The organism is Sulfitobacter sp. M39 (assembly GCF_021735935.1).
Taxonomy (GTDB): domain Bacteria; phylum Pseudomonadota; class Alphaproteobacteria; order Rhodobacterales; family Rhodobacteraceae; genus Sulfitobacter.
The window spans coordinates 2,862,655-2,883,576 of the sequence record NZ_WMDZ01000001.1; the positions used below are offsets into that span (position 1 = coordinate 2,862,655).

The 20,922-nt window shown below is 59.4% G+C and carries 23 protein-coding genes; 11 read left to right on the forward strand and 12 right to left on the reverse strand.

The features are described from left to right. Positions 1 to 2: 2 nt before the first annotated feature. Complete coding sequence (locus GLP43_RS13830) at positions 3 to 290, reverse strand: co-chaperone GroES (protein ID WP_005849542.1); 288 nt, start codon at positions 288 to 290, stop codon at positions 3 to 5. Positions 291 to 468: 178 nt separating this feature from the next. Then, a complete protein-coding gene (locus GLP43_RS13835) occupies positions 469 to 1,149 on the reverse strand; it encodes a DUF2161 domain-containing phosphodiesterase (protein WP_037944755.1) in 681 nt (226 codons plus the stop codon). A gap of 132 nt (positions 1,150 to 1,281) precedes the next feature. On the opposite strand from GLP43_RS13835, the gene GLP43_RS13840 reads away from it, so the two are divergent. Continuing rightward, complete coding sequence (locus GLP43_RS13840; RefSeq protein WP_237279758.1) at positions 1,282 to 2,202, forward strand: manganese-dependent inorganic pyrophosphatase; 921 nt, start codon at positions 1,282 to 1,284, stop codon at positions 2,200 to 2,202. Positions 2,203 to 2,308: 106 nt separating this feature from the next. Here GLP43_RS13840 and GLP43_RS13845 read toward each other — a convergent pair whose 3' ends face one another. Continuing rightward, on the reverse strand, positions 2,309 to 2,875 hold the full coding sequence (locus tag GLP43_RS13845) for a carboxymuconolactone decarboxylase family protein (protein WP_237279759.1): 567 nt from the start codon (positions 2,873 to 2,875) through the stop codon (positions 2,309 to 2,311). A gap of 99 nt (positions 2,876 to 2,974) precedes the next feature. Between GLP43_RS13845 and GLP43_RS13850 the strand changes: the two genes are divergently transcribed. The 6 genes from GLP43_RS13850 (at position 2,975) to GLP43_RS13875 (ending at position 7,594) form a co-directional block, all read left to right on the forward strand. After that, positions 2,975 to 3,547: a TetR/AcrR family transcriptional regulator gene (locus GLP43_RS13850; protein WP_237279760.1), complete on the forward strand. Its 573-nt coding sequence runs from the start codon at positions 2,975 to 2,977 to the stop codon at positions 3,545 to 3,547. 98 nt (positions 3,548 to 3,645) lie between these two features. Then, a complete protein-coding gene (locus GLP43_RS13855; protein ID WP_237279761.1) occupies positions 3,646 to 4,518 on the forward strand; it encodes a TIGR01459 family HAD-type hydrolase in 873 nt (290 codons plus the stop codon). 90 nt (positions 4,519 to 4,608) lie between these two features. Continuing rightward, positions 4,609 to 5,052, forward strand: a complete 444-nt coding sequence (locus tag GLP43_RS13860; protein ID WP_237279762.1) for a MaoC family dehydratase — start codon at positions 4,609 to 4,611, stop codon at positions 5,050 to 5,052. Between the two features lie 105 nt (positions 5,053 to 5,157). Continuing rightward, on the forward strand, positions 5,158 to 6,090 hold the full coding sequence (locus GLP43_RS13865) for a bifunctional riboflavin kinase/FAD synthetase (RefSeq protein ID WP_237279763.1): 933 nt from the start codon (positions 5,158 to 5,160) through the stop codon (positions 6,088 to 6,090). Next, on the forward strand, positions 6,087 to 6,557 hold the full coding sequence (locus tag GLP43_RS13870) for a YcgN family cysteine cluster protein (protein WP_237279764.1): 471 nt from the start codon (positions 6,087 to 6,089) through the stop codon (positions 6,555 to 6,557). Before GLP43_RS13865 ends, GLP43_RS13870 begins: the two co-directional genes overlap by 4 nt. Next, positions 6,557 to 7,594, forward strand: coding sequence for a threonine aldolase family protein (locus tag GLP43_RS13875; RefSeq protein ID WP_237279765.1), 1,038 nt, complete (start codon positions 6,557 to 6,559; stop codon positions 7,592 to 7,594). The genes GLP43_RS13870 and GLP43_RS13875 overlap by 1 nt, the downstream gene beginning before the upstream one ends. A gap of 3 nt (positions 7,595 to 7,597) precedes the next feature. Here the strand turns inward: GLP43_RS13875 and GLP43_RS13880 are convergent, their stop codons facing one another. Beyond that, positions 7,598 to 8,335 carry an alpha/beta fold hydrolase gene (locus GLP43_RS13880; RefSeq protein ID WP_237279766.1) on the reverse strand — a complete coding sequence of 246 codons (738 nt, stop codon included), beginning with the start codon at positions 8,333 to 8,335 and terminating at the stop codon, positions 7,598 to 7,600. Positions 8,336 to 8,382: 47 nt separating this feature from the next. After that, a complete protein-coding gene (locus GLP43_RS13885; RefSeq protein ID WP_009825204.1) occupies positions 8,383 to 8,979 on the reverse strand; it encodes a 2-hydroxychromene-2-carboxylate isomerase in 597 nt (198 codons plus the stop codon). 108 nt (positions 8,980 to 9,087) lie between these two features. Between GLP43_RS13885 and GLP43_RS13890 the strand changes: the two genes are divergently transcribed. Next, complete coding sequence (locus GLP43_RS13890; protein ID WP_005849565.1) at positions 9,088 to 10,107, forward strand: ribose-phosphate pyrophosphokinase; 1,020 nt, start codon at positions 9,088 to 9,090, stop codon at positions 10,105 to 10,107. Positions 10,108 to 10,138: 31 nt separating this feature from the next. Here GLP43_RS13890 and GLP43_RS13895 read toward each other — a convergent pair whose 3' ends face one another. The 7 genes from GLP43_RS13895 to GLP43_RS13925 form a co-directional block, all read right to left on the reverse strand. Then, complete coding sequence (locus GLP43_RS13895; RefSeq protein WP_237279977.1) at positions 10,139 to 10,477, reverse strand: H-type lectin domain-containing protein; 339 nt, start codon at positions 10,475 to 10,477, stop codon at positions 10,139 to 10,141. Positions 10,478 to 10,604: 127 nt separating this feature from the next. Continuing rightward, a complete protein-coding gene (locus GLP43_RS13900; RefSeq protein ID WP_005849569.1) occupies positions 10,605 to 11,042 on the reverse strand; it encodes a F0F1 ATP synthase subunit epsilon in 438 nt (145 codons plus the stop codon). Positions 11,043 to 11,054: 12 nt separating this feature from the next. Then, complete coding sequence (gene atpD, locus GLP43_RS13905) at positions 11,055 to 12,479, reverse strand: F0F1 ATP synthase subunit beta (RefSeq protein ID WP_009825206.1); 1,425 nt, start codon at positions 12,477 to 12,479, stop codon at positions 11,055 to 11,057. Between the two features lie 19 nt (positions 12,480 to 12,498). Continuing rightward, entirely contained in the window at positions 12,499 to 13,377 is an 879-nt protein-coding gene (locus GLP43_RS13910; RefSeq protein ID WP_009825207.1) for a F0F1 ATP synthase subunit gamma, read from the reverse strand. Positions 13,378 to 13,391: 14 nt separating this feature from the next. Further along, entirely contained in the window at positions 13,392 to 14,930 is a 1,539-nt protein-coding gene (gene atpA, locus GLP43_RS13915; RefSeq protein ID WP_005849573.1) for a F0F1 ATP synthase subunit alpha, read from the reverse strand. Then, the gene (locus GLP43_RS13920; protein ID WP_208596008.1) at positions 14,931 to 15,491 is read right to left on the reverse strand and encodes a F0F1 ATP synthase subunit delta; all 561 of its coding nucleotides are present in this window, start codon (positions 15,489 to 15,491) and stop codon (positions 14,931 to 14,933) included. 302 nt (positions 15,492 to 15,793) lie between these two features. Then, the gene (locus GLP43_RS13925; RefSeq protein ID WP_237279767.1) at positions 15,794 to 16,540 is read right to left on the reverse strand and encodes a class I SAM-dependent methyltransferase; all 747 of its coding nucleotides are present in this window, start codon (positions 16,538 to 16,540) and stop codon (positions 15,794 to 15,796) included. Positions 16,541 to 16,690: 150 nt separating this feature from the next. Between GLP43_RS13925 and gloB the strand changes: the two genes are divergently transcribed. The 3 genes from gloB (at position 16,691) to GLP43_RS13940 (ending at position 20,920) form a co-directional block, all read left to right on the forward strand. Continuing rightward, entirely contained in the window at positions 16,691 to 17,458 is a 768-nt protein-coding gene (gloB, locus tag GLP43_RS13930; protein WP_237279768.1) for a hydroxyacylglutathione hydrolase, read from the forward strand. A 175-nt stretch (positions 17,459 to 17,633) separates the two neighbouring features. Beyond that, complete coding sequence (gene clpA / locus GLP43_RS13935) at positions 17,634 to 19,955, forward strand: ATP-dependent Clp protease ATP-binding subunit ClpA (RefSeq protein ID WP_237279769.1); 2,322 nt, start codon at positions 17,634 to 17,636, stop codon at positions 19,953 to 19,955. Continuing rightward, positions 19,952 to 20,920, forward strand: coding sequence for a M23 family metallopeptidase (locus tag GLP43_RS13940; protein ID WP_237279770.1), 969 nt, complete (start codon positions 19,952 to 19,954; stop codon positions 20,918 to 20,920). Before clpA ends, GLP43_RS13940 begins: the two co-directional genes overlap by 4 nt. Positions 20,921 to 20,922: the final 2 nt, after the last annotated feature.

Below are 20,922 nucleotides of genomic sequence, written 5' to 3' on the forward strand. Positions count from 1 at the left end.
GCTCAGGACAGGATCCCCATGATGTCGCTTTCTTTCATCATCAGCAGTTCTTCGCCGTCCAGGGTGACTTCTGTGCCGGACCATTTGCCGAACAGAACCTTGTCGCCGGCTTTTACAGCCATTGCGATCAGTTCACCGCTGTCCTTGCGCGCGCCTTCGCCACAAGAAACAACTTCGCCCTCGGAGGGTTTTTCTTTCGCGGAATCAGGGATGATCAAGCCACCCTTGGTTTTTTCTTCGCTTTCGGTGCGGCGCACCAGCACACGGTCATGCAGCGGTTTAAATGCCATCTTTCAGCTCCTTAAGGCTCAAAGTTATTCTCCCAAGCCGCCCCTCCGGTCGAGGGGTGCAGCCATTAGCACTCAGCCCTGCCGAGTGCTAACGAGGGATAGCTAAGGATGTGCACGGCCCTAGTCAACCACGGTAATTTGAAAAATTTTAGCCAACTTGCCCCGTGGCCCAAGCAGGCTAGTCCGACCCGAGCACCCGCCCCGCAGCGGAAACGGCTTCGGCACCTGTCGGGGTCAGGCCGTATATGCCTGTTTCGATCTTTTCAAACCATCCGTAGTGATTGTCGCGCATCATGGCGGTTGCCCGCTGAACCTGGGTTTCGCGCGCGACATGGGCACCTTTACTGGCCCCTGCCTCGAACAGGTACATCGCGAGCTTCAGCGCATCCTGCCGATAGGCGGTGACCAGCCCTGCCCGCGTTTGCCCGCCGTCATTCGGGTCACCCTGACGCCGTGCGAATTCACGCAGCAACCGCGCCTGCCGTTTGGCGCTTTTGCGCGGCGCATAGGGGCCCGGATCGCAATGCACCTCAACCAGACCATCCTTCAGCCGCACGGTGATCAACCCCAACCCCAAACGCCGCGCCAGCGCTGTGTTATCCTTGACCGCCTTGGCAAAACGTTTGCCCGGCTGACGTGCGACCGCCAGATAGACATCATCGCTGACCGACAGACGCGCGATACATTGGTGAAACAGCGCGAGGCTAAAGCCCAGCTTCAGCTCTACCACCACCGGCGGCTCTGCCCCGCGAACAGCCACGACATCGGCCGCCCCCACCTCTGACTTCACGACATAGCCCTGATCCTCGAGAAAGGATTTGATCGGCGGGTAAAGGTCGGTTTCGCGCGGATTTGTCATGGGTGCAGTGCTACCAGCTTTGCCCCGCTGCTGAGAACCCCAAAGCCGCGGCTATCAGGCAGGTGGTGACAACTGCGCCAACCAACCATATAAGGCGCGCAAATCAACACTCTCCCACTGCAGGACATTCCTATGACAACGCTTGTTTTTGGCCATAAATCCCCCGACACCGACAGCACCGGCAGCCCGATCATCTGGGCATGGTACCTGAATGAAATCAAAGGCGTCGACGCCGCCCCCGCCCTGTTGGGCGAGCCTAACACCGAAGCGCTGTTCATGCTGGACCACTGGAAGCTGGACAAGCCGCAGATCATCGACGACGTGCAAGCCGACCAGCCCGTTGTGATCGTTGACACCAACAACCCTGCCGAGCTGCCCGCCAGCATCAATGACGCGGACATCACCGCCATCATCGACCACCACCGTCTGGTGGGCGGGCTTGAAACCAAAGGCCCCGTCAACATCGTGATGGAGACGCTCGCTTGCACCGCGACGATCATGTACAAGATGATCGGTGATGACATGGCGCAGATGCCCACCAATATCAAAGGCGCGATGCTGACCTGCATCCTGTCCGACACGCTGGAATTCCGCAGCCCGACCACAACGCAAGAAGACACCGCCATCGCCCACGCGCTGGCCAAGGATCTGGGTGTCGACATCGCTGAATACGCGGCGCAGATGTTTGCGGCGAAATCCGACGTTTCGTCTTTCTCCGAGGCAGAACTGCTGCGCATGGATTCGAAAGAGTACGAAGTCGACGGCAAGAAATTCCGCGTTTCCGTTCTGGAAACTACATCGCCCGCAGCCGTGCTGGACCGCAAAGACGCGCTGATGGCCGCAATGCCCGGCGTTGCCACAGACGACGGGGCCGATCAGGTATTGCTCTTCGTTGTCGACATCCTGAACGAAGAAGCCACCATGCTGATCCCCAACGACTTTACCAAGTCTGTGGCAGAGAAAAGCTTTGGCGCGACCGTCACCGGTGACAGCGTTGTCCTGCCCGGTGTGATGAGCCGTAAAAAGCAGATCATCCCGAACATCAAAGTCTAATCAGACCTATCTGGCTCCCCCGCTTGGCGGGGGGCATAAACGCAAAAGGCCCCCTGAGATCAGGGGGCCTTTTGTCATTTCAGCGCAGCGCCGAAGCGCGAAGGGCTTATACCTTCAATGGGGTATCGCCGCGCTCCCAAGCCAGCGGCTTGAATACTTCGTCGACGGGCGTCTGCGCGACGTGGTTCACGTAGTTGGAAATGGTTTTCTGCGCCATCCCAAGGATCACATCCAGCACCGCACGGTGGCCATAGCCCGCGTCAAAGAACGCTTTCATCTGATCGTCAGACACGTTGCCGCGCTGGCGGAACATTTGGACGGTAAAGGTGCGCAGCGCTTCCAGCTTGGGTGTCGGCAGCGCGGTTTCGTTGCGCAGCGCGTCAGAGATTTCGTCCGATACCTTCATCATCTTGGCGATACCTGTGTGCGCGGGCACGCAGTAGTGGCATTCGTTCTCGACGTTGATCGCCTGCCAGACAACGGTCAGCTCTTCCGCGTCAAAATCAGTTTCGGTGAACAGCTTGTGCAGCACCTGATAGCCTTCGTAAGCCTGTGGGCTTTCGGCCAGAACCTTGTGCAAACCGGGCAGACGGCCAAAGGCCTTTTGCGACTGCTCAAGCAGCGGCTTGGAGGCTTCGGGTGCGGTATCAAGATCGTGAGATGGGAAGGACATGGAAAAGCTCCTGTGAATGTTTCGCTAAAGTACATTTAGGGTTTATTGAGCGATCACTCAAGTATATAATTGAGCAATCATTCAAGAAAAGGTGATCCCATGCCCCGCAAACCCAGCTATGACCGTGAAGATCTGATCGAACGCGCCCGCGATCTGTTCTGGCAACGCGGTTGGGCGGGCACGTCGCTGAAGGACCTGGAGGCGAGCTTGCAGATGAAACCGGGCAGCTTTTATGCAGCGTTCGGGTCAAAGGATGCGCTGTTCGAACTGGCGCTTGATCGCTACGCCGCCGACGGGTCAGAGCGGATGAAGACCCTTGCCCGCGACGAAGGCCCCCTGCCCGCGCTACAAAAATTCCCCTGCATGGTTATCTCGAATGACACCGCACCGGCCAAAGCCTGCATGCTGTCGAAAACCCTGCTTGAACTACAAGCCCACCGTCATCCGCTGGCGCAAAAGGCAAACGCCCATCTGCTGAAGATGGAGCAGATGTTCGCAGAGCTGTTTTCCCAAGCCCAAGCAGTCGGTGACATCAGCACCGAACACGATCCGCGCAGTCTGGCGCGGCGCTACCAGTCCGATGTGCTGGGGCTGCGCGTCTCTGCGGAACGTGAGGGGGTGGATGCCGCCGCCATCGCGGGCGAAATCGCGGACGGGTTGGCGCGGCTCTGACGCGCATCACGGCGCGGGCCTGTTGCGCTGCCCAGTTGCCCCGCGGGGGGATGTGTGCTTTCTGCGGTGCAAAGCTCTTGCAGATTGGAAAGCGGCCCATGACCCAGATTATCAGTAACCTTTTCGAAATCTCTGACCGCTATGACGCCTTATTCGTCGACCTTTGGGGCTGCGTCCACGACGGGGTCAAGGCGCTGCCGGATGCCGTCACCGCGCTGCAAGCCTATCGCAACGGCGGCGGCAAGGTGGTGCTGGTCACAAATTCCCCCCGCCCCCGCGACGGCGTGATCAAACAGCTGGCGCAATTCGGCGTACCGGATGATGCGTGGGACGATATTGCCACCTCGGGCGATTCTGCGCGCACGGCGATGTATCGCGGCATGGTGGGCACGCAGGTCTGGCACCTTGGCCCGCCCACGGACAAACACTTCTTTGATCCCAGCGACGTGCTTGATGATCCTGTCGATATCCAGCGCGTTGATCTGGAAGACGCGGAAGGCATCGTTTGCACCGGCCCGTTCGATCCCTCCGAAGACCCCTCCGTGCTGCGCCCGCAACTGCTTTATGCCAAGCAAAAGGGGCTCAAGCTGCTTTGCGCGAACCCTGATATTGTGGTCGACCGTGGCGATGTGCGCGAATGGTGCGCCGGTGCCATCGCGGCGCTTTATACCGAGATGGGCGGGGAAAGCCTGTATTTTGGCAAGCCGCACCCGCCGATCTATGATCTGGCCCGCCGCAAGCTCTATGCGTTGGACAAGGACATCACCGATAGTGGCATTCTCGCCATCGGCGACGGCATCCATACCGATGTCAAAGGGGCCATGGGCGAGGATATCGATTCGCTTTTCATCTCTGGCGGTCTGGCCGCGCGGGAAACCGAAACGCAGACCCAGCCCGATCCCGAGGCGCTAACCCGTTATCTGGAAAAGGAAACATCGGCTCCGACCTACACAATTGGACACCTACGCTGACCTACTTTTTCCTTGCGTTTCTGCGCCTGCAAAGTAATTAAGTTTCACACCAGATAAAACTGGCGTCACTTTATTACTGAAAGGGCTGGCATGTTGGATAATCTGCCCCGTGGAACGATCTGTATTGAAGATATCGAAATGGGCATGACGCGCTATCTGCGCAAGGTCATCACCGACGAAGACATCGAGATGTTCGCGCAAGTGTCCACTGATCGTAATCCGGTCCATCTGGATGACGCCTATGCGCAGGACACGATCTTTGAGGGACGGATTGCCCACGGCATGCTGACTGCTGGCCTGATCTCTGCCGTGATCGGAGAGCAGCTGCCGGGGCATGGCACCGTCTACATGGCGCAGTCGCTCAAGTTTCTGGCCCCCGTGCGCCCCGGCGATCTGGTCTATGCCGAGGTGAAGGTCACCAATATCGAATTCGACAAGCGCCGTGTAAAACTGGATTGCCACTGTGCGATTGATGGCAAAAAGGTCCTAATTGGCGAAGCAACCGTTCTGGCCCCGTCGCGCAAGTTCGACTGACGACACCCCTGCGACCAGCCCCCGCCCCACGACGCTGCGGTTTTTCGGTACCGTGACCCGCCCCGCTGCTTGTCAGCACCTGCAGAGGGGGCTACCACCAAGCGCATGGAAATCATTCGCGACTATCAATTTGTATCCGCTTCCGATCAGGGGGCGACCGCCGCTATTGGCAATTTCGACGGCGTGCATCTGGGGCATCGGTCGGTCATCGATATGGCCCGTGCCGCCCTGCCCGACGCGCCCTTGGGCGTAGTCACATTCGAGCCACACCCCCGCGAATATTTCGCCCCCGACGCCCCGCCCTTCCGCCTGATGGGCGCAGAGGCGCGCGCGCACCAGCTGCAAAAGATCGGCGTCGATAAGCTTTATGAGCTGGGGTTCGATGCCGCGCTGTCTGGCCTCAGCCCCCACGCCTTTGCGCAAGAAGTGATCGTTGATGGTCTGGGCCTGCGCCATGTGGTCGTGGGCGCGGACTTCCGCTTTGGCAAGGCGCGCGCGGGCACGGCTGAACAGTTGCAGGCCTTCGGTGCCGAGATGGGGTTCGGCGTGACCATCGCGCCGCTGATGGCGAAGGGCCCTGATACCGTGTCTTCGACCGCGATCCGCAACGCACTGTCAGAGGCACGCCCCCGCGACGCCGCCGCGATGCTGGGCCATTGGCACCGCGTTGAAGGCCCGATCCTACACGGTGAAAAGCGCGGCCGTGAACTGGGCTACCCGACGGCGAATATGTCGATCGACGGGCTGCACCCGCCAGCCTTTGGCGTATATGCGGTGCTTGTCGATGTGCTTGAAGGGCCGCAGGCAGGGCGCTACCACGGCGTCGCCAGCCTTGGCGTGCGCCCGATGTTCGGCGAGAACAAGGCCAACCTCGAGACATTCATCTTCGACTTCAAAGGCGATCTTTACGGCAAGCATGTCTCGGTCGCGCTGGTCGACCACCTGCGCGGCGAAGAGAAATTCGACAGTCTTGAAGCGTTGATCACCCAGATGGATGCGGACAGCGCGCACGCCCGCAGCATTCTGGCCGCGCTATGACCGATCCGATTGCCGCCAAAGGTCTTGCCAAACGGTTCTGGGAAAAGAAGCCGCTCACCAAGATGTCGCAAGACGAATGGGAAGCGCTGTGTGACGGTTGCGGAAAATGCTGCCTAAACAAGCTTGAAGACGAAGACACCGAAGAAGTCGCCCTGACCCGCGTGGCCTGCCGCCTGCTGGATGATGCGACCTGCCGGTGCAGCCACTACGAAAACCGGCACCAGTTCGTGCCCGACTGCATCGTTCTGAAGCCCGACAATCTGGATACCCACGCCTATTGGATGCCGCTGACCTGCGCCTATCGGCTGCTGTGGCAGGGCAAGCCGCTGTATGACTGGCACCCGCTGATCAGCGGTGACCCTGATAGCGTACACCGCGCGGGGATTTCGGTGCAGAATAACACCGTCTCGGAATTCGACACCCCGTTCGAGGAATGGGAAGACCACATCATCGAGGAGCCAACCTGATGTTTTTTGCCTCTGACAACGCGGGCCCTGTTCACCCTCAGATCATGAACCGTCTGGCACAGGCAAACACCGGACACGCGATGCCCTATGGCAACGATCCCATCATGGACGAAGTCCGCGACGCGATCCGCTCCGCGTTCGAGGCACCCGAGGCCGCGGTCTATCTGGTCGCAACCGGCACCGCTGCCAATGCGCTCGCGCTGGCGTGCTATACCCAGCCGTGGCAGACGATCTTTTGCTCGGTCACCTCGCATATCCACGAAGACGAATGCAACGCGCCCGAGTTCTATGCAGGTGCCGCCAAACTGACCGTGGTTGAGACAGAAGACAAGATGACGCCCGCGGCGCTGACAAAGGCGATCGAGAAACACCCCGAGGGCAATGTACATGGCGCGCAGCGCGGGCCGGTGTCGATCACGCAGGTGACCGAACGCGGCTCTGTCCACTCGCTAAAAGAGCTGAACGCCCTTACCGCCGTTGCCAAACGCTATGACCTGCCGGTGCATCTGGACGGAGCGCGCTTTGCCAATGCGCTGGTTGCCTTGGGCTGCACGCCCGCAGAAATGACGTGGAAAGCGGGCGTTGATGTTGTCAGCTTTGGCGGCACCAAAAACGGCTGTATGGGTGTCGAGGCGGTGATCTTCTTTGACCCCGCCAAGGCTTGGGAGTTCGAGCTGCGGCGCAAACGCGGGGCGCATCTGTTTTCCAAACACCGGTTCCTGTCTGCGCAGATGGCGGGCTATATGCAGGGTGATTTGTGGAAGACGACTGCCGCCCGGGCCAATGACAACGCGCGCCATCTGACGGATGGGCTGCGCGCTGCGGGCGCGACAATGCTGCATAAACCCGACGCCAATATGATCTTTGCCAAATGGCCCCGCCGCATCCACCAGAAGCTGCATGATGCGGGGGCGAAATACTATGTCATGGATGGCCCGTTAGAGGGCGACGACCCCAATGAGCCCTTATCGGCGCGGTTGGTCTGTGACTGGTCGATCGGCACAGAGGCAATCGACCAGTTCCTATCGTATTTCTGACGGCTATACCGCTTCGAGAAAGTTGCGGATTTCAGCGGCAACGGCCTGCGGGTGCGTGATCGGAGCCATGTGCCCCGCCCCCTCGATCGCCTTGCGTGTCACGTTCGGCAAACGGCGGGCGATGGACGTGCTGATCGCATCCACCATATCCGCCGATGTGCCCCCCTCCATCAACAGCACGGGCATCGCGGCGCGGGCGAATTTGCCCGGCTCTAGCAGCCCGGCATTGTCGTCCCGCAAGAACGGCTGGCTGGCGGGCACATAATGGATCCGGTCGGCCATGTACTGGCGCAGCTTTTCCGGCGTCTGTTCCCATCCGCTACCGTCGCCCCAGCCGGTGTTGAAGATGCGCGCAGCCTCCATCCGGTCGCCCGCGTCAAAAGCCGCATCGAACCCGCCGGAGTTGCGATCCGCGGCCGCCACCCGCTCCGGATCGTCAGCCAGGGCGGCCGCGAAATAGACCGGTTCGATCATCGTCAGGCTGCGCACCAGTTCGGGGTTCTCGATGGCAATCCGCAAGCCGATCGTCGCGCCAAAAGAATGGCCGATAATATCAATCGGTTCGGTCACCAGGTCCCGCACCAGATCGGTCGCCTGGGCATGGAGATCCCCCTGCCCGTCCCAATCGGCGGATTTACCATGAGAGGGCAGATCGGGGCAAAGCAGCGTTAGTTCATCCGCCAACACCTCGCCCACGCCGCGCCACGCGCCGGAATGGGCAAGCGTGCAGTGAACAGCCAACGCGTGCCGCGGGCCATGCCCGAATTGCCGTGTATATAAACCTGAACTCACAGTTTACCTGCCATCACGAGGTCAAGATCTTCAAGCCGGTCCTGGCCCCAGAACTTGTGGGCGTCGTCCAGAATATAGAATGGCGCGCCAAAGACGCCCTTTTCGACCGCCTCTTCCAGATTGCGCGCGTAGGTATCAGCCCCCTGCAGCAAGCCTTTGTCGGCCAGCGCGGGGTCAAAGCCCGCTTTTTCAAGACAGTCGCGCACGACCGCATCTTCGGCAATATCGCGTTCCTCGGCCCAGACGGCTTTCATGATCAGCTGGCACAGCTTGCCCACATCGCCGCCTTCGTTCTGCGCTGCGATAATGGCATAAGAAGACGGCGCGCCGTTGGTGGGCCAATGCGCGGGTTTGAGGTTGAACGGCATCCCCAGCTTCTTGGCCTGACGCGGCAGTTCAATCGCGCGATACTCTTGCCGCGACGGATGCCGATCTTTCGGAGGCTGCCCGCCCGTGCGCCCAAAAGCGGTAATCAGATCGAAAGGTTTATAGGTGATCGTCGCCCCGTGTTTGGCGGCGATTTCCTCAAGCCGGTTTCCCGCCAGATAGGCATATGGTGAAAGTGTCGCAAAAAAATAGTCGATATGGGGCATTTGGGTCTCCGATCAGGGCTGTGCAGCTTTGCCAGACCGTAAGGCCATGCTAAGCGGTGTCAACGTCACGATTCTGTCACATGTTCTGCATTCAGGGACCCTTTGCACATGGCTCAAACCACCGAACCCAAACTGATCTCAGGTAACGCGAACATGCCGTTGGCCAAAGCCATCGCACGGCGGATGTCGCTGCATCGGGGGGTCAACGTAGGGCTGGTCGACGCACGGGTCGAACGGTTCAATGACGGCGAAATCTTTGTGGAGGTTTACGAAAACGTCCGCGGCGAGGATATGTTCATCATCCAGCCAACGTCGAACCCCGCCAATGACAACCTGATGGAATTGCTGGTCATGGCCGACGCGCTGCGCCGGTCCTCTGCGGCGCGTGTTACGGCTGTCCTGCCCTATTTCGGCTATGCCCGTCAGGACCGCCGCACCAAGGCACGCACGCCGATCACAGCCAAGATGGTCGCGAATATGATGGTCGGCAGCGGTATTGAGCGTATCCTGACCATGGACCTGCACGCCGCACAGATCCAGGGTTTCTTTGATATCCCTGTCGACAACCTTTATGCCTCCCCCGTTTTTGCGCTGGATATCCAGAACGAGTTCAAGGGCCGCATGGACGAGCTGATGGTTATCTCTCCGGATGTAGGCGGCGTGGCCCGCGCACGCGAACTGGCTAAGCGCATCAACTCCCCCCTCGCCATCGTGGACAAGCGCCGCGAAAAGCCCGGCGAGATTGCAGAGATGACCGTGATCGGCGATGTGACCGACAAGGTCTGTCTGATCGTGGACGACATCTGTGACACCGCCGGCACCCTGTGCAAAGCGGCCGAAGTGCTGATGGAAAACGGCGCGAAGGAGGTCCACTCCTACATCAGCCACGGCGTTATGTCCGGCCCTGCGGTCGAACGCGTTAGCAATTCGGTGATGAAATCGCTGGTCATCACGGACAGCATCGCGCCGACGCCCGCCGTCAAGCAAGCAACAAACATCCGGATCGTGCCTACAGCGCCGATCTTTGCGCAGGCGATCCTGAACATCTGGAACGGCACCTCGGTCTCGTCCCTGTTTGACGCCGACACGCTGGAGCCGATCTACGACGGCATGTACAAGCCCGGCTAAGCGCCCCTGAAACAACGGCTGGGGGCGCTGATTACAGCTCCCAGTCGTCTTGCTGCGGCAAAGGCCCGATGGCCATCCAAGACGCCCTGACGCGCGCGATACGCGTATCGCCCCAGGTGCGGAACACCAGCTCAAATCCCTCTTTCGTGACATTCTCTGATCGTAGATCCGCGCGCATGACCGTGGCGTTATCCACATCCCACAGCGCAAGCGAGGCGTGTACCGTGGGGATATCGCGGTACGGCGCGGAAAAGGTGATATGGTTGCGCCGCTCACGCTGGCCCTTCCCCGTCCACATCTCGCCACCATCCTGAAAATCGGAGAACAACACTGTCTCTCCGCTATCGATACCAACGCTGTTTGCGTTCATTCTTTTCATCGTGATGGCCTGCCCCAACCTGTCCTACCCCTGCGATCTGACAACCATAAGTTAAGGGTAACAAATAGAAAAGGCCCCGCGATTGCAGGGCCTTTTCATCAAAACGGGCAAGGAAACGTCAGAGGCTGGGTTGCTTGCTCGACAAGCCGATTTCGTCCCCCATGGCAACCATGTCGGACAGCAGCTTGGCTGCGTCGTCTACGGGGCCAGGTTCATTCACGAAACCCTCTTTTGCCGTTGTGTACATGGCTTTGGCTTCGGCGATCATTTCGTCCAGATGCTCTTGGGTCATATCACCCTTGGACACCGCGCGTTCGGCCAGAACCGATACGCCTTCGGATGAAATCTCGGCAAAGCCGCCGGTTACCACATACTCAGCAGTGCCTTCCGGGCCTTCAACACGCAGCACACCGGGGCGCAGCGTGGTGATGGTGGGGGCATGATCAGGCATTGCTGTCATGTCCCCGTCCGCACCCGGAATCTGAACGGCCGTCACCTGCATCGAGGCCAGCCGCCGCTCGGGCGAAACGAGGTCGAATTGCATTGTGTCTGCCATTTTCAGCGCTCCTTAAGCGGCGTCTGCCGCCATTTTTTCAGCTTTCGCTTTCACTTCTTCGATGCCGCCAACCATGTAGAAGGCACCTTCGGGCAGGTGATCGTATTCACCGGCCACAACCGCCTTGAAGGAGGTGATTGTCTCTTCCAGTGGAACCTGCTTACCGTCGGAGCCGGTGAACACTTTCGCAACGTCGAAAGGCTGGCTCAGGAAGCGTTCGATCTTACGCGCACGGGCAACGGTCAGTTTGTCGTCTTCCGACAGTTCGTCCATGCCGAGGATCGCGATGATGTCCTGCAGCGACTTGTAGCGTTGCAGGATACCCTGAACGTCACGTGCCACGTTGTAGTGCTCTTCGCCAACGATGGACGGGTCCATCAGACGCGATGTGGAGCCGAGCGGATCAACAGCAGGGTAGATACCCTTTTCCGAGATCGAACGATCCAGAACGGTTGTCGCGTCAAGGTGCGCAAAGGATGTCGCAGGCGCAGGGTCGGTAAGGTCATCCGCGGGAACGTAAACGGCCTGAACCGATGTAATCGAACCGGATTTGGTCGATGTAATACGTTCTTGCATCGCACCCATATCGGTCGCCAGTGTGGGCTGGTAGCCCACGGCAGAAGGAATACGACCCAGCAGAGCCGAAACCTCGGAACCGGCTTGGGTAAAGCGGAAGATGTTGTCGACGAAGAACAGAACATCGGTACCGGATTGGTCGCGGAACTGTTCGGCCAGTGTCAGACCGGTCAGAGCAACACGCATACGCGCTCCGGGAGGCTCGTTCATCTGGCCGTACACCAGCGCAACCTGCGATTTTTCCAGATCATCAGGGTTGATAACGTTGGATTCGATCATCTCGTGGTACAGGTCGTTCCCTTCACGGGTACGTTCACCAACGCCCGCGAAAACCGAATAACCGGAGTGTACTTTGGCGATGTTGTTGATCAGTTCCATGATCAGAACGGTTTTACCAACACCGGCACCACCGAACAGACCAATTTTACCACCCTTGGCGTAAGGCGCCAGAAGATCGATAACCTTGATGCCTGTTTCCAGCACTTCGGATGTTGTCGACTGTTCCGCGAACTCGGGCGCATCCGCGTGGATCGAGCGACGCTCGGCCGATTGGATGTCGCCTTTTTCGTCGATGGCTTCGCCAACAACGTTCATGATGCGGCCCAATGTGGCGTTGCCCACTGGGATCGAGATTGGCGCATCTGTGTCTTCGACGCGCTGGCCGCGAACCAGACCTTCGGTCGCGTCCATCGCGATGGTACGCACGGTGTTTTCGCCAAGGTGCTGAGCCACTTCGAGGATCAGTTTCTTGCCGTGGTTTTCAGTTACAACAGCGTTGAGGATCTCTGGCAGGTGATCCTCGAACTGCACATCGACGACGGCGCCGATGACTTGTGTGATTTTGCCGACTGCATTTGCCATGTCGTTTCTCCGATTTGTCCTACAGCGCTTCCGCGCCGGAAATGATTTCGATCAGCTCGTTGGTGATGACGGCCTGACGCGAACGGTTATACTCGATGGTTAGATCTTCGATCATGTCACCGGCGTTCCGTGTTGCGTTGTCCATTGCCGACATCCGGGCACCCTGTTCAGAGGCCGCGTTTTCCAGCAGAGCCGAGAAGATCGCCGTTGCAACGCCGCGCGGCAGCAGGTCGGCCAGGATGGCCTCTTCGCTGGGCTCGTAGTCGAACAATGTCGTCGCCTCGTCCGCGCCTTCGGTTTCTTCGAAGGTCGCCGGGATGATCTGCTGTGCCGTCGGGATCTGGCTGACGACGTTCACGAACTTCGAATAGAATATCGTGGCGATGTCATATTCACCCGCGTCAAAACGGCCAAGTACGTCCTTGGCGATCCCCTGCGCATCGGCATAGCCAAGGCGCTTGACGTCGCTGAGGTCAACGTGACCGACCAAAAGGTCGCCAAAGTCACGACGGATGCTGTCGCGGCCTTTCTTGCCAACGGTCAAAATCTTGACCTCCTTACCCTTGGCGATAAGGCCACGGGCATGGGCTTTGGCAAGCTTGGCGATGTTGGCGTTAAAGCCACCGCACAGGCCACGTTCAGCGGTCATGACAACCAACAGGTGAACCTGATCCGACCCTGTGCCGCTCAGCAGCTTGGGGGCGGTGTCAGACCCACCCACCGATGCAGCCAACCGCGACATCACAGCGTTAAAACGCTCTGTGTAGGGGCGGGACTGCTCGGCAGCTTCCTGCGCGCGGCGAAGCTTCGCCGCGGCAACCATTTGCATGGCTTTCGTGATCTTGCGGGTCGATTTGACCGACGCGATCCGGTTTTTTAGGTCCTTGAGGTTTGGCATGTGCCCTCCCTCCCTTAAGCGAAGTCAGCGGCGAAAGAATCGATGGCAGCTTTGATCTTGTCTTCCAGCTCACCCTTCACCTTGCGGTCGTTGTTGGTGATGTCAGCCATCAGGTCGGCGTGCTTGCTGCGCAAATGCGCCAGCAGGCCCGCTTCAAAGCGGCCGACTTCTTTGACGTCGATCTTGTCGAGGTAGCCGTTTGTACCCGCGTAGATCACGCAGACGATTTCTGCGTTGGTCAGGGGGGAGTACTGAGGCTGCTTCATCAGCTCTGTCAGGCGCGCACCACGGTTCAGCAGCTGCTGAGTGGAGGCATCAAGGTCGGAACCGAACTGAGCAAAGGCCGCCATTTCGCGGTACTGAGCCAAGGACAGTTTAACCGGACCAGCAACAGAAGACATCGCTTTGGTCTGAGCCGAGGACCCAACGCGCGAAACCGACAGACCGGTGTTCACAGCAGGACGGATACCTTGGTAGAACAATTCGGTTTCCAAGAAGATCTGACCATCGGTGATCGAGATCACGTTGGTTGGAATAAACGCGGAAACGTCACCACCTTGGGTTTCGATGATCGGCAGAGCTGTCAAAGAGCCGTTGCCTGCGTCATCACCCAATTTCGCCGAACGCTCGAGCAGACGGGAGTGGAGATAGAAAACGTCACCTGGGTAAGCTTCACGCCCGGGCGGACGACGCAGCAGCAGGGACATCTGGCGGTAGGACACGGCTTGCTTGGAAAGGTCATCATAGATGATCAGCGCGTGACGGCCGTTGTCGCGGAAGAATTCCGCCATAGCTGTTGCGGAGTATGGTGCGAGGTACTGCATAGGAGCAGGCTCGGACGCGGTGGCGGCAACAACGATGGAATAGTCAATCGCGCCTGTTTCTTCGAGCTTTTTAACCAGCTGGGCAACAGTCGAACGTTTTTGGCCGATCGCAACGTACACGCAGTACATTTTCTTGCTCTCGTCGTCGCCTGCGGCGTCGTTGATCTGCTGTTGGTTCAGGATCGCGTCCAGAGCAACGGCAGTTTTACCGGTCTGACGGTCACCAATGATCAGCTCACGCTGGCCACGACCAACGGGGATCATCGCGTCAACGGATTTCAGGCCAGTCGCCATTGGCTCGTGTACCGATTTCCGTGGGATAATGCCCGGGGCTTTAACGTCCGCGAGGCCACGCTCGGTGGATTCGATGGGGCCTTTGCCGTCGATGGGGTTACCCAGACCGTCAACAACACGACCCAGCAGACCGTTGCCGATTGGCACGTCCACGATGGAGTTGGTGCGCTTGACAGTGTCGCCTTCTTTGATGTCGCGGTCGGAACCGAAGATAACAACACCGACGTTGTCAGTCTCGAGGTTCAGGGCCATGCCCATGATGCCGCCGGGGAATTCGACCATCTCGCCAGCCTGGACGTTGTCCAGACCATACACGCGAGCGATACCATCACCAACGGACAGAACGCGGCCAACTTCGGCAACTTCTGCTTCTTGACCAAAGTTCTTGATCTGGTCCTTCAGGATCGCAGAAATCTCTGCAGCTTGGATACCCATTTATCCGACCTCTTTCATTACATTCTGGAGGGAATTGAGCTTTGCGCGGATCGACGTGTCGATCATCTTAGAGCCCACTTTTACGATAAGACCGCCAATGAGGGAGTCATCAACGGTCGCATTCAACGTTACTTTTTTGCCTGTGGTCGCGGCGAGCGACTTGGACAGTTTTTCGGACTGCGCTTTGGTCAGCGCCTTGGCCGAAATCACATCAGCAGTCACTTCGCCTTTTTCAACGGCGATGATGTCACGCAGGTTCTGGACCAGCTGCGGCAGGACGAACAGACGGCGCTTGTTTGCCATCAGTTCCAGCGTGCTGGCGAGCGTCTGGGACAGGTCCATCTTTTTGGCGATGGCACTGATCGACGCGGCTTGCTGTTCGCGCGTGTAGATCGGCGAATGGATCAGATCGCGGAAATCTTCGCTTTCGGCCAATGCGGCTTGCAGCGCATCAAGATCTTTCTCGATCTGGGGAAGGGCTTTGGCCTCTTGGGCCAGCTCGTACACGGCGGTCGCATAGCGTTGTGCGATACCTGTAGAGATTGATGCTGTTTCGGACACGTCCATCCTCTCATACGTCAGGGCCGGATAAGCGAATACATCGCGTCACCGGGGTGTTGGCGCGACTTGAAATTACCCAAGACGTCTAAATCAGGGCGGATGTAGCAGACGGACCCGCATCCCGCAACACAGTATAGTGAGGTTGCCACACGAAAGCGCCCCTTATTCTTAGCGCAATGCACCCCTGCGACGCTTTGACCTGATCAACCTGCCTAAAAATCAATAGACATCCGGCAATTTCGGGTGTGCCAGCGATTCTTGCCGCCGTGGCGCGGGGGTCACATAGGCTGCGGCAGGACTGTCTAAACCGCCGATGGCGTCACCGCACCGACCCCTTCCAAAACGCGGATCGACCGGCGCGCTGGCGTGCGTGCAACCTTGCCCTTGGGCGGGTACACCAGCTTGGTCACCTCGACCATAAACGCGCCGCCCGCCATGATCGTCGGCATATGCCGCCCGACCTTTTCAAACAGCGGCCCCGCGCGCCGGAACGTCCGTCTCGTCGAGGGCATCAGATACAGCGCGCCCAACTGGCGCTCGGGCAGGAACTGGTGTTTGCGCAGCTGCGTTTCGAGCTGCCCCAGTGAATAGGGTCGCCCGTATCCGAAGGGCGTGATATCGCTACGCGCCCAGAACCCCGCACGGTTCGGCACGATGAACAGCGCTTTACCCCCCGGCCCTAACACGCGCCAACATTCCTCTAGCAGGTCGCCCTGCCGGTCAGAGGTCTCAAGCCCGTGCATCAGAACCAGCCGGTCGACATGTCCGGTTTCGATCGGCCAGAGCGTTTCTTCGGTCAGCACAGAGGTATTGGGCATGCCCGCGGGCCAAGGCATGACCCCCTGCGGCCCCGGCATCAGCGTCATCACCCGCCGCGCATCCGCCAGATAGGGGCGCAGCAAGGGGGCCGCGAAACCAAAGCCCACAACGGTCTGCCCCTTGGCCTCGGGCCAAAGCTCAAGCATGCGGGTACGCAAGGAATGCTGCGCCGCGCGGCCAAGGGCACTGCGATAGTAAAAGTTGCGCAGGTCTTGGACATCAAGGTGCATGGGAAAGGGCCTTGTTGGGTGGATCGCCCCGACCCTAGACCAAAGCCACGCGCCGCAAAAGAGCGGACTGCGCGAAACCCGTTTGCAGCACCGCCCCGCCCGCGCTAGCGTGGTGATCCGCATCCCGAAACACTGACCGGAGCCGCTGCCATGTCCTTTGATCTTGTGACCATCCCCTGCCTGTCCGACAACTACGCATTCCTGCTACGCGACCAGACCAGCGGCAAGGTCGCCTTGATCGACGTGCCCGAGGCCGCGCCGATCGCTGCCAAGCTGGACGAACTGGGCTGGACCCTGACAGAGATCTGGCTGACCCATCACCACCCCGACCACATTCAGGGCGTGCCCGCGCTGATTGCCGACCACCCTGCCCGCGTGATCGGTGCCAAGGCTGATGCCGAACGCCTGCCCCCGCTAGACGTGGCCTATGACGACGGGCAATCATTTAGCTTCGGCGCGCACACGGTCGATGTGATCGATGTGTCGGGCCATACCGTCGGGCATATCGCCTTTCACGTACCCGCGGCCAAATGCGTCTTTACCGCCGACAGCCTGATGGCGCTTGGCTGTGGTCGCCTGTTCGAAGGCACGCCCGCGCAGATGTGGGACAGCTTGCAAAAGCTGATGCGCCTGCCCGCCGATACCACCGTATGTTCGGGCCACGAGTACACCCAGTCGAACGCAAAATTCGCCCTGACGGTTGATCCGGAAAACGCGGCACTTATATCTCGTGCAAGAGAGATCGATCAGGCCCGTGCTGATGGCGAGCCGACAGTTCCCTCGACGCTTTCAACGGAACTTGAAACCAACCCCTTCCTGCGCCCGTCCGATCCGGGCATCCGTGCGCAACTGGGGATGGTCAACGCCACCGACACCGATGTGTTTGCCGAAATTCGCGCGCGCAAAGACCGTTTCTGACCGCCGCAATCATGGTCTAAAATCGACGTTCACGATAAATGTGACAGCGATATTGCAGAAAAACCTTGAAGCTGCGCCGTGATCAACCAAACTCTAATACTATGAGGCCATGCTCGGTTGCGGCGCGTCCTGTTTCTGACGCCCCCTCCGACACAGATCGAAAAGGAGCACGCCTGTGCCTTCATTCTCGTCTACCCTAGAACAAGCCATTCACGCGGCGCTGGCCCTTGCCAATGCGCGCAAACATGAATTCGCTACGCTTGAACATCTTCTTTTGGCCCTGATCGACGAACCCGACGCCGTGCAGGTGATGAAAGCCTGTTCTGTCGATATGACCGAACTGCGCGAAACGCTGGTCGAATTTGTCGATGAAGACCTGAACAATCTGGTCACCGATGTTGACGGCTCCGAAGCGGTGCCAACGGCAGCGTTCCAGCGGGTGATCCAGCGCGCGGCGATCCATGTGCAATCCTCTGGCCGGACCGAAGTGACCGGCGCGAACGTGCTGGTCGCGATCTTTGCCGAACGCGAAAGCAACGCCGCCTACTTCCTGCAAGAACAGGACATGACGCGCTATGATGCGGTCAATTACATCGCGCATGGCGTTGCCAAAGACCCGGCTTTCGGTGAACCACGCCCCGTGTCCGGTGCGCCGGATCACGAGGAAGAAGTCCAAGGCGTCACCGATGGCGACAAGAAAGAATCCGCGCTGGCGAAATACACCGTTGATCTGAACGCGAAATCCCGCGAAGGCGACGTTGATCCGCTGATCGGCCGGTCGGACGAGGTGGAACGCTGCATCCAGGTGCTGTGCCGCCGCCGTAAGAACAACCCGCTGCTGGTGGGTGACCCCGGCGTCGGGAAAACCGCCATCGCCGAAGGGCTGGCGCGCAAGATCGTTGCTGGTGAAACGCCCGAGGTCTTGGCCGAAACCACGATCTATTCGCTCGACATGGGCGCGCTGCTGGCCGGCACCCGCTACCGCGGTGATTTCGAAGAACGTCTGAAGGCCGTCGTGACCGAGCTGGAAGAACATGACAACGCCGTCTTGTTCATTGACGAGATCCACACCGTTATCGGTGCCGGTGCCACATCCGGCGGCGCGATGGATGCCTCCAACCTGCTGAAACCCGCGCTTGCGGGCGGCAAGCTGCGCACCATGGGGTCGACCACCTACAAGGAATTCCGCCAGCATTTCGAAAAAGACCGTGCCCTTGCGCGTCGTTTCCAAAAGATCGACGTGAACGAGCCTTCGGTCGAGGATGCGGTGAAAATCCTGCGAGGCATCAAACCCTATTTCGAGGATCACCACTCGGTCAAATATACCTCTGACGCGATCCGGACCTCGGTTGAACTGGCGCACCGCTATATCAACGACCGCAAACTGCCCGACTCCGCCATCGATGTGATCGACGAAGCGGGCGCGGCGCAGCATCTGCTGGCGGCCTCGAAACGGCGCAAGACCATCGGCACCAAAGAGGTCGAAGCCGTGGTGGCCAAGATCGCGCGCATCCCGCCCAAGAACGTGTCCAAGGATGACGTGATTGTGCTCAAGGATCTTGAGGCATCGCTGAAACGCGTCGTCTTTGGTCAGGACAAGGCGATCGAAGCCCTGTCGTCGGCGATCAAACTGGCCCGTGCCGGCCTGCGCGAGCCCGAAAAACCCATCGGCAACTACCTGTTCGCAGGGCCGACAGGTGTAGGTAAGACCGAGGTGGCGAAACAGCTGGCCGACACGCTTGGTGTGGAACTGCTGCGTTTCGACATGTCTGAGTACATGGAGAAACACGCCGTGTCCCGCCTGATCGGTGCCCCTCCCGGCTATGTCGGGTTTGATCAGGGCGGCATGTTGACCGATGGCGTTGACCAGCACCCGCACTGCGTTCTGCTGCTCGACGAGATGGAGAAAGCTCACCCAGACGTCTACAACATCCTGTTGCAGGTGATGGATCACGGAAAGCTCACCGACCATAATGGCCGGACAGTGGACTTCCGCAATGTCGTGCTGATCATGACGTCGAACGCCGGCGCGTCCGAGCAGGCGAAAGAAGCGATCGGCTTTGGCCGTGACCGTCGCACCGGCGAGGATACCGCCGCGATCGAACGGACCTTCACGCCCGAATTCCGCAACCGTCTTGACGCGGTGATCAGCTTTGCGCCGCTTCCGAAAGAGGTGATCTTGCGGGTGGTCGAGAAGTTCGTGCTGCAGCTTGAAGCTCAGCTGATGGACCGCAACGTGACGATTGAACTGTCCACCAAAGCCGCCGAATGGTTGGGCGACAAAGGCTATGATGCACGAATGGGAGCGCGCCCCCTTGGACGCGTCATCCAAGAGCACATCAAAAAGCCCCTCGCCGAAGAGCTGCTGTTCGGCAAGCTGGCGAAAGGTGGTGTGGTCAAGGTCAATGTCAAGAAGGGCGAGCTGGACCTGACGATCCTCGGGTCGGAAAACCCCAAGCTGACAGGCAACAAGCCACCGTTGCTGACAGCTGAATGATACCACGCAGCGCCGTATTTGCGCTTGCCCTGCCCTTTGCCAGCCCCGTGCTGGCAGAGGGTTTTCTTATCTCCCCGCCCCTTGACTGCGACCTCGGCACAGACTGCTTTATCCAGCAGTATGTCGATAGCGACCCGTCGTCTGATGCGATGGATTTCACCTGTGCCGCGTTAAGCTATGACGGGCACAAAGGCACGGATTTCGCGCTGCCCAGCCAGGCCCGTATCGCCGACAACATCCCCGTCCTTGCCAGCGCCGCAGGCCGTGTCACCGGTATGCGCGACGGTATGGCTGACAGTGGCTATACCAGCGAAAACGCCGCCGAAATCGACGGGAAGGAATGTGGCAACGGCGTCGTGCTTGACCACGGAAACGGTTGGGAAACCCAGTACTGCCACCTCAAACAAGGCTCCGTCAGCGTTACCACGGGGCAAGAGGTCGCTTCGGGCGACACCATCGGCTTTGTCGGGCAGTCGGGAAAGGCCGCCTTCCCCCATGTGCATCTGTCGGTGCGCAAAGACGGAGCGGTCGTTGATCCCTTCGACCCCGATGGGACCACCAGCTGCGACGCCCCCGGTGATAGCAATCTTTGGGCCGAACGGCCCGACTACCGCGCCGGTGGGCTGATCAGCATTGGTTTTGCCGATGCCGTCCCCGCCTATGACGCCATCAAACAAGGCGATACGGCCGCTGCGTCCTTGCCCGTGGATGCGGATGCACTGGTTGTCTGGGGCTACATGTTTGGCACGCGGGCAGATGACATCGTGAACATGTCCATCAGCGGGCCGGACGGCATGGTGATCGCGGATGATGTGACGCTGACCAAAACCCAGGCCCAGGCCTTTCGCGCCATCGGCAAACGTGGCCGCGTGGACTGGCCCGCGGGCACCTATACCGGCACGGTGACGATGATCCGCGGCCTGCAGATCATCAGCCAACGCAGCACGGAAATCGAGGTTAAATAGCG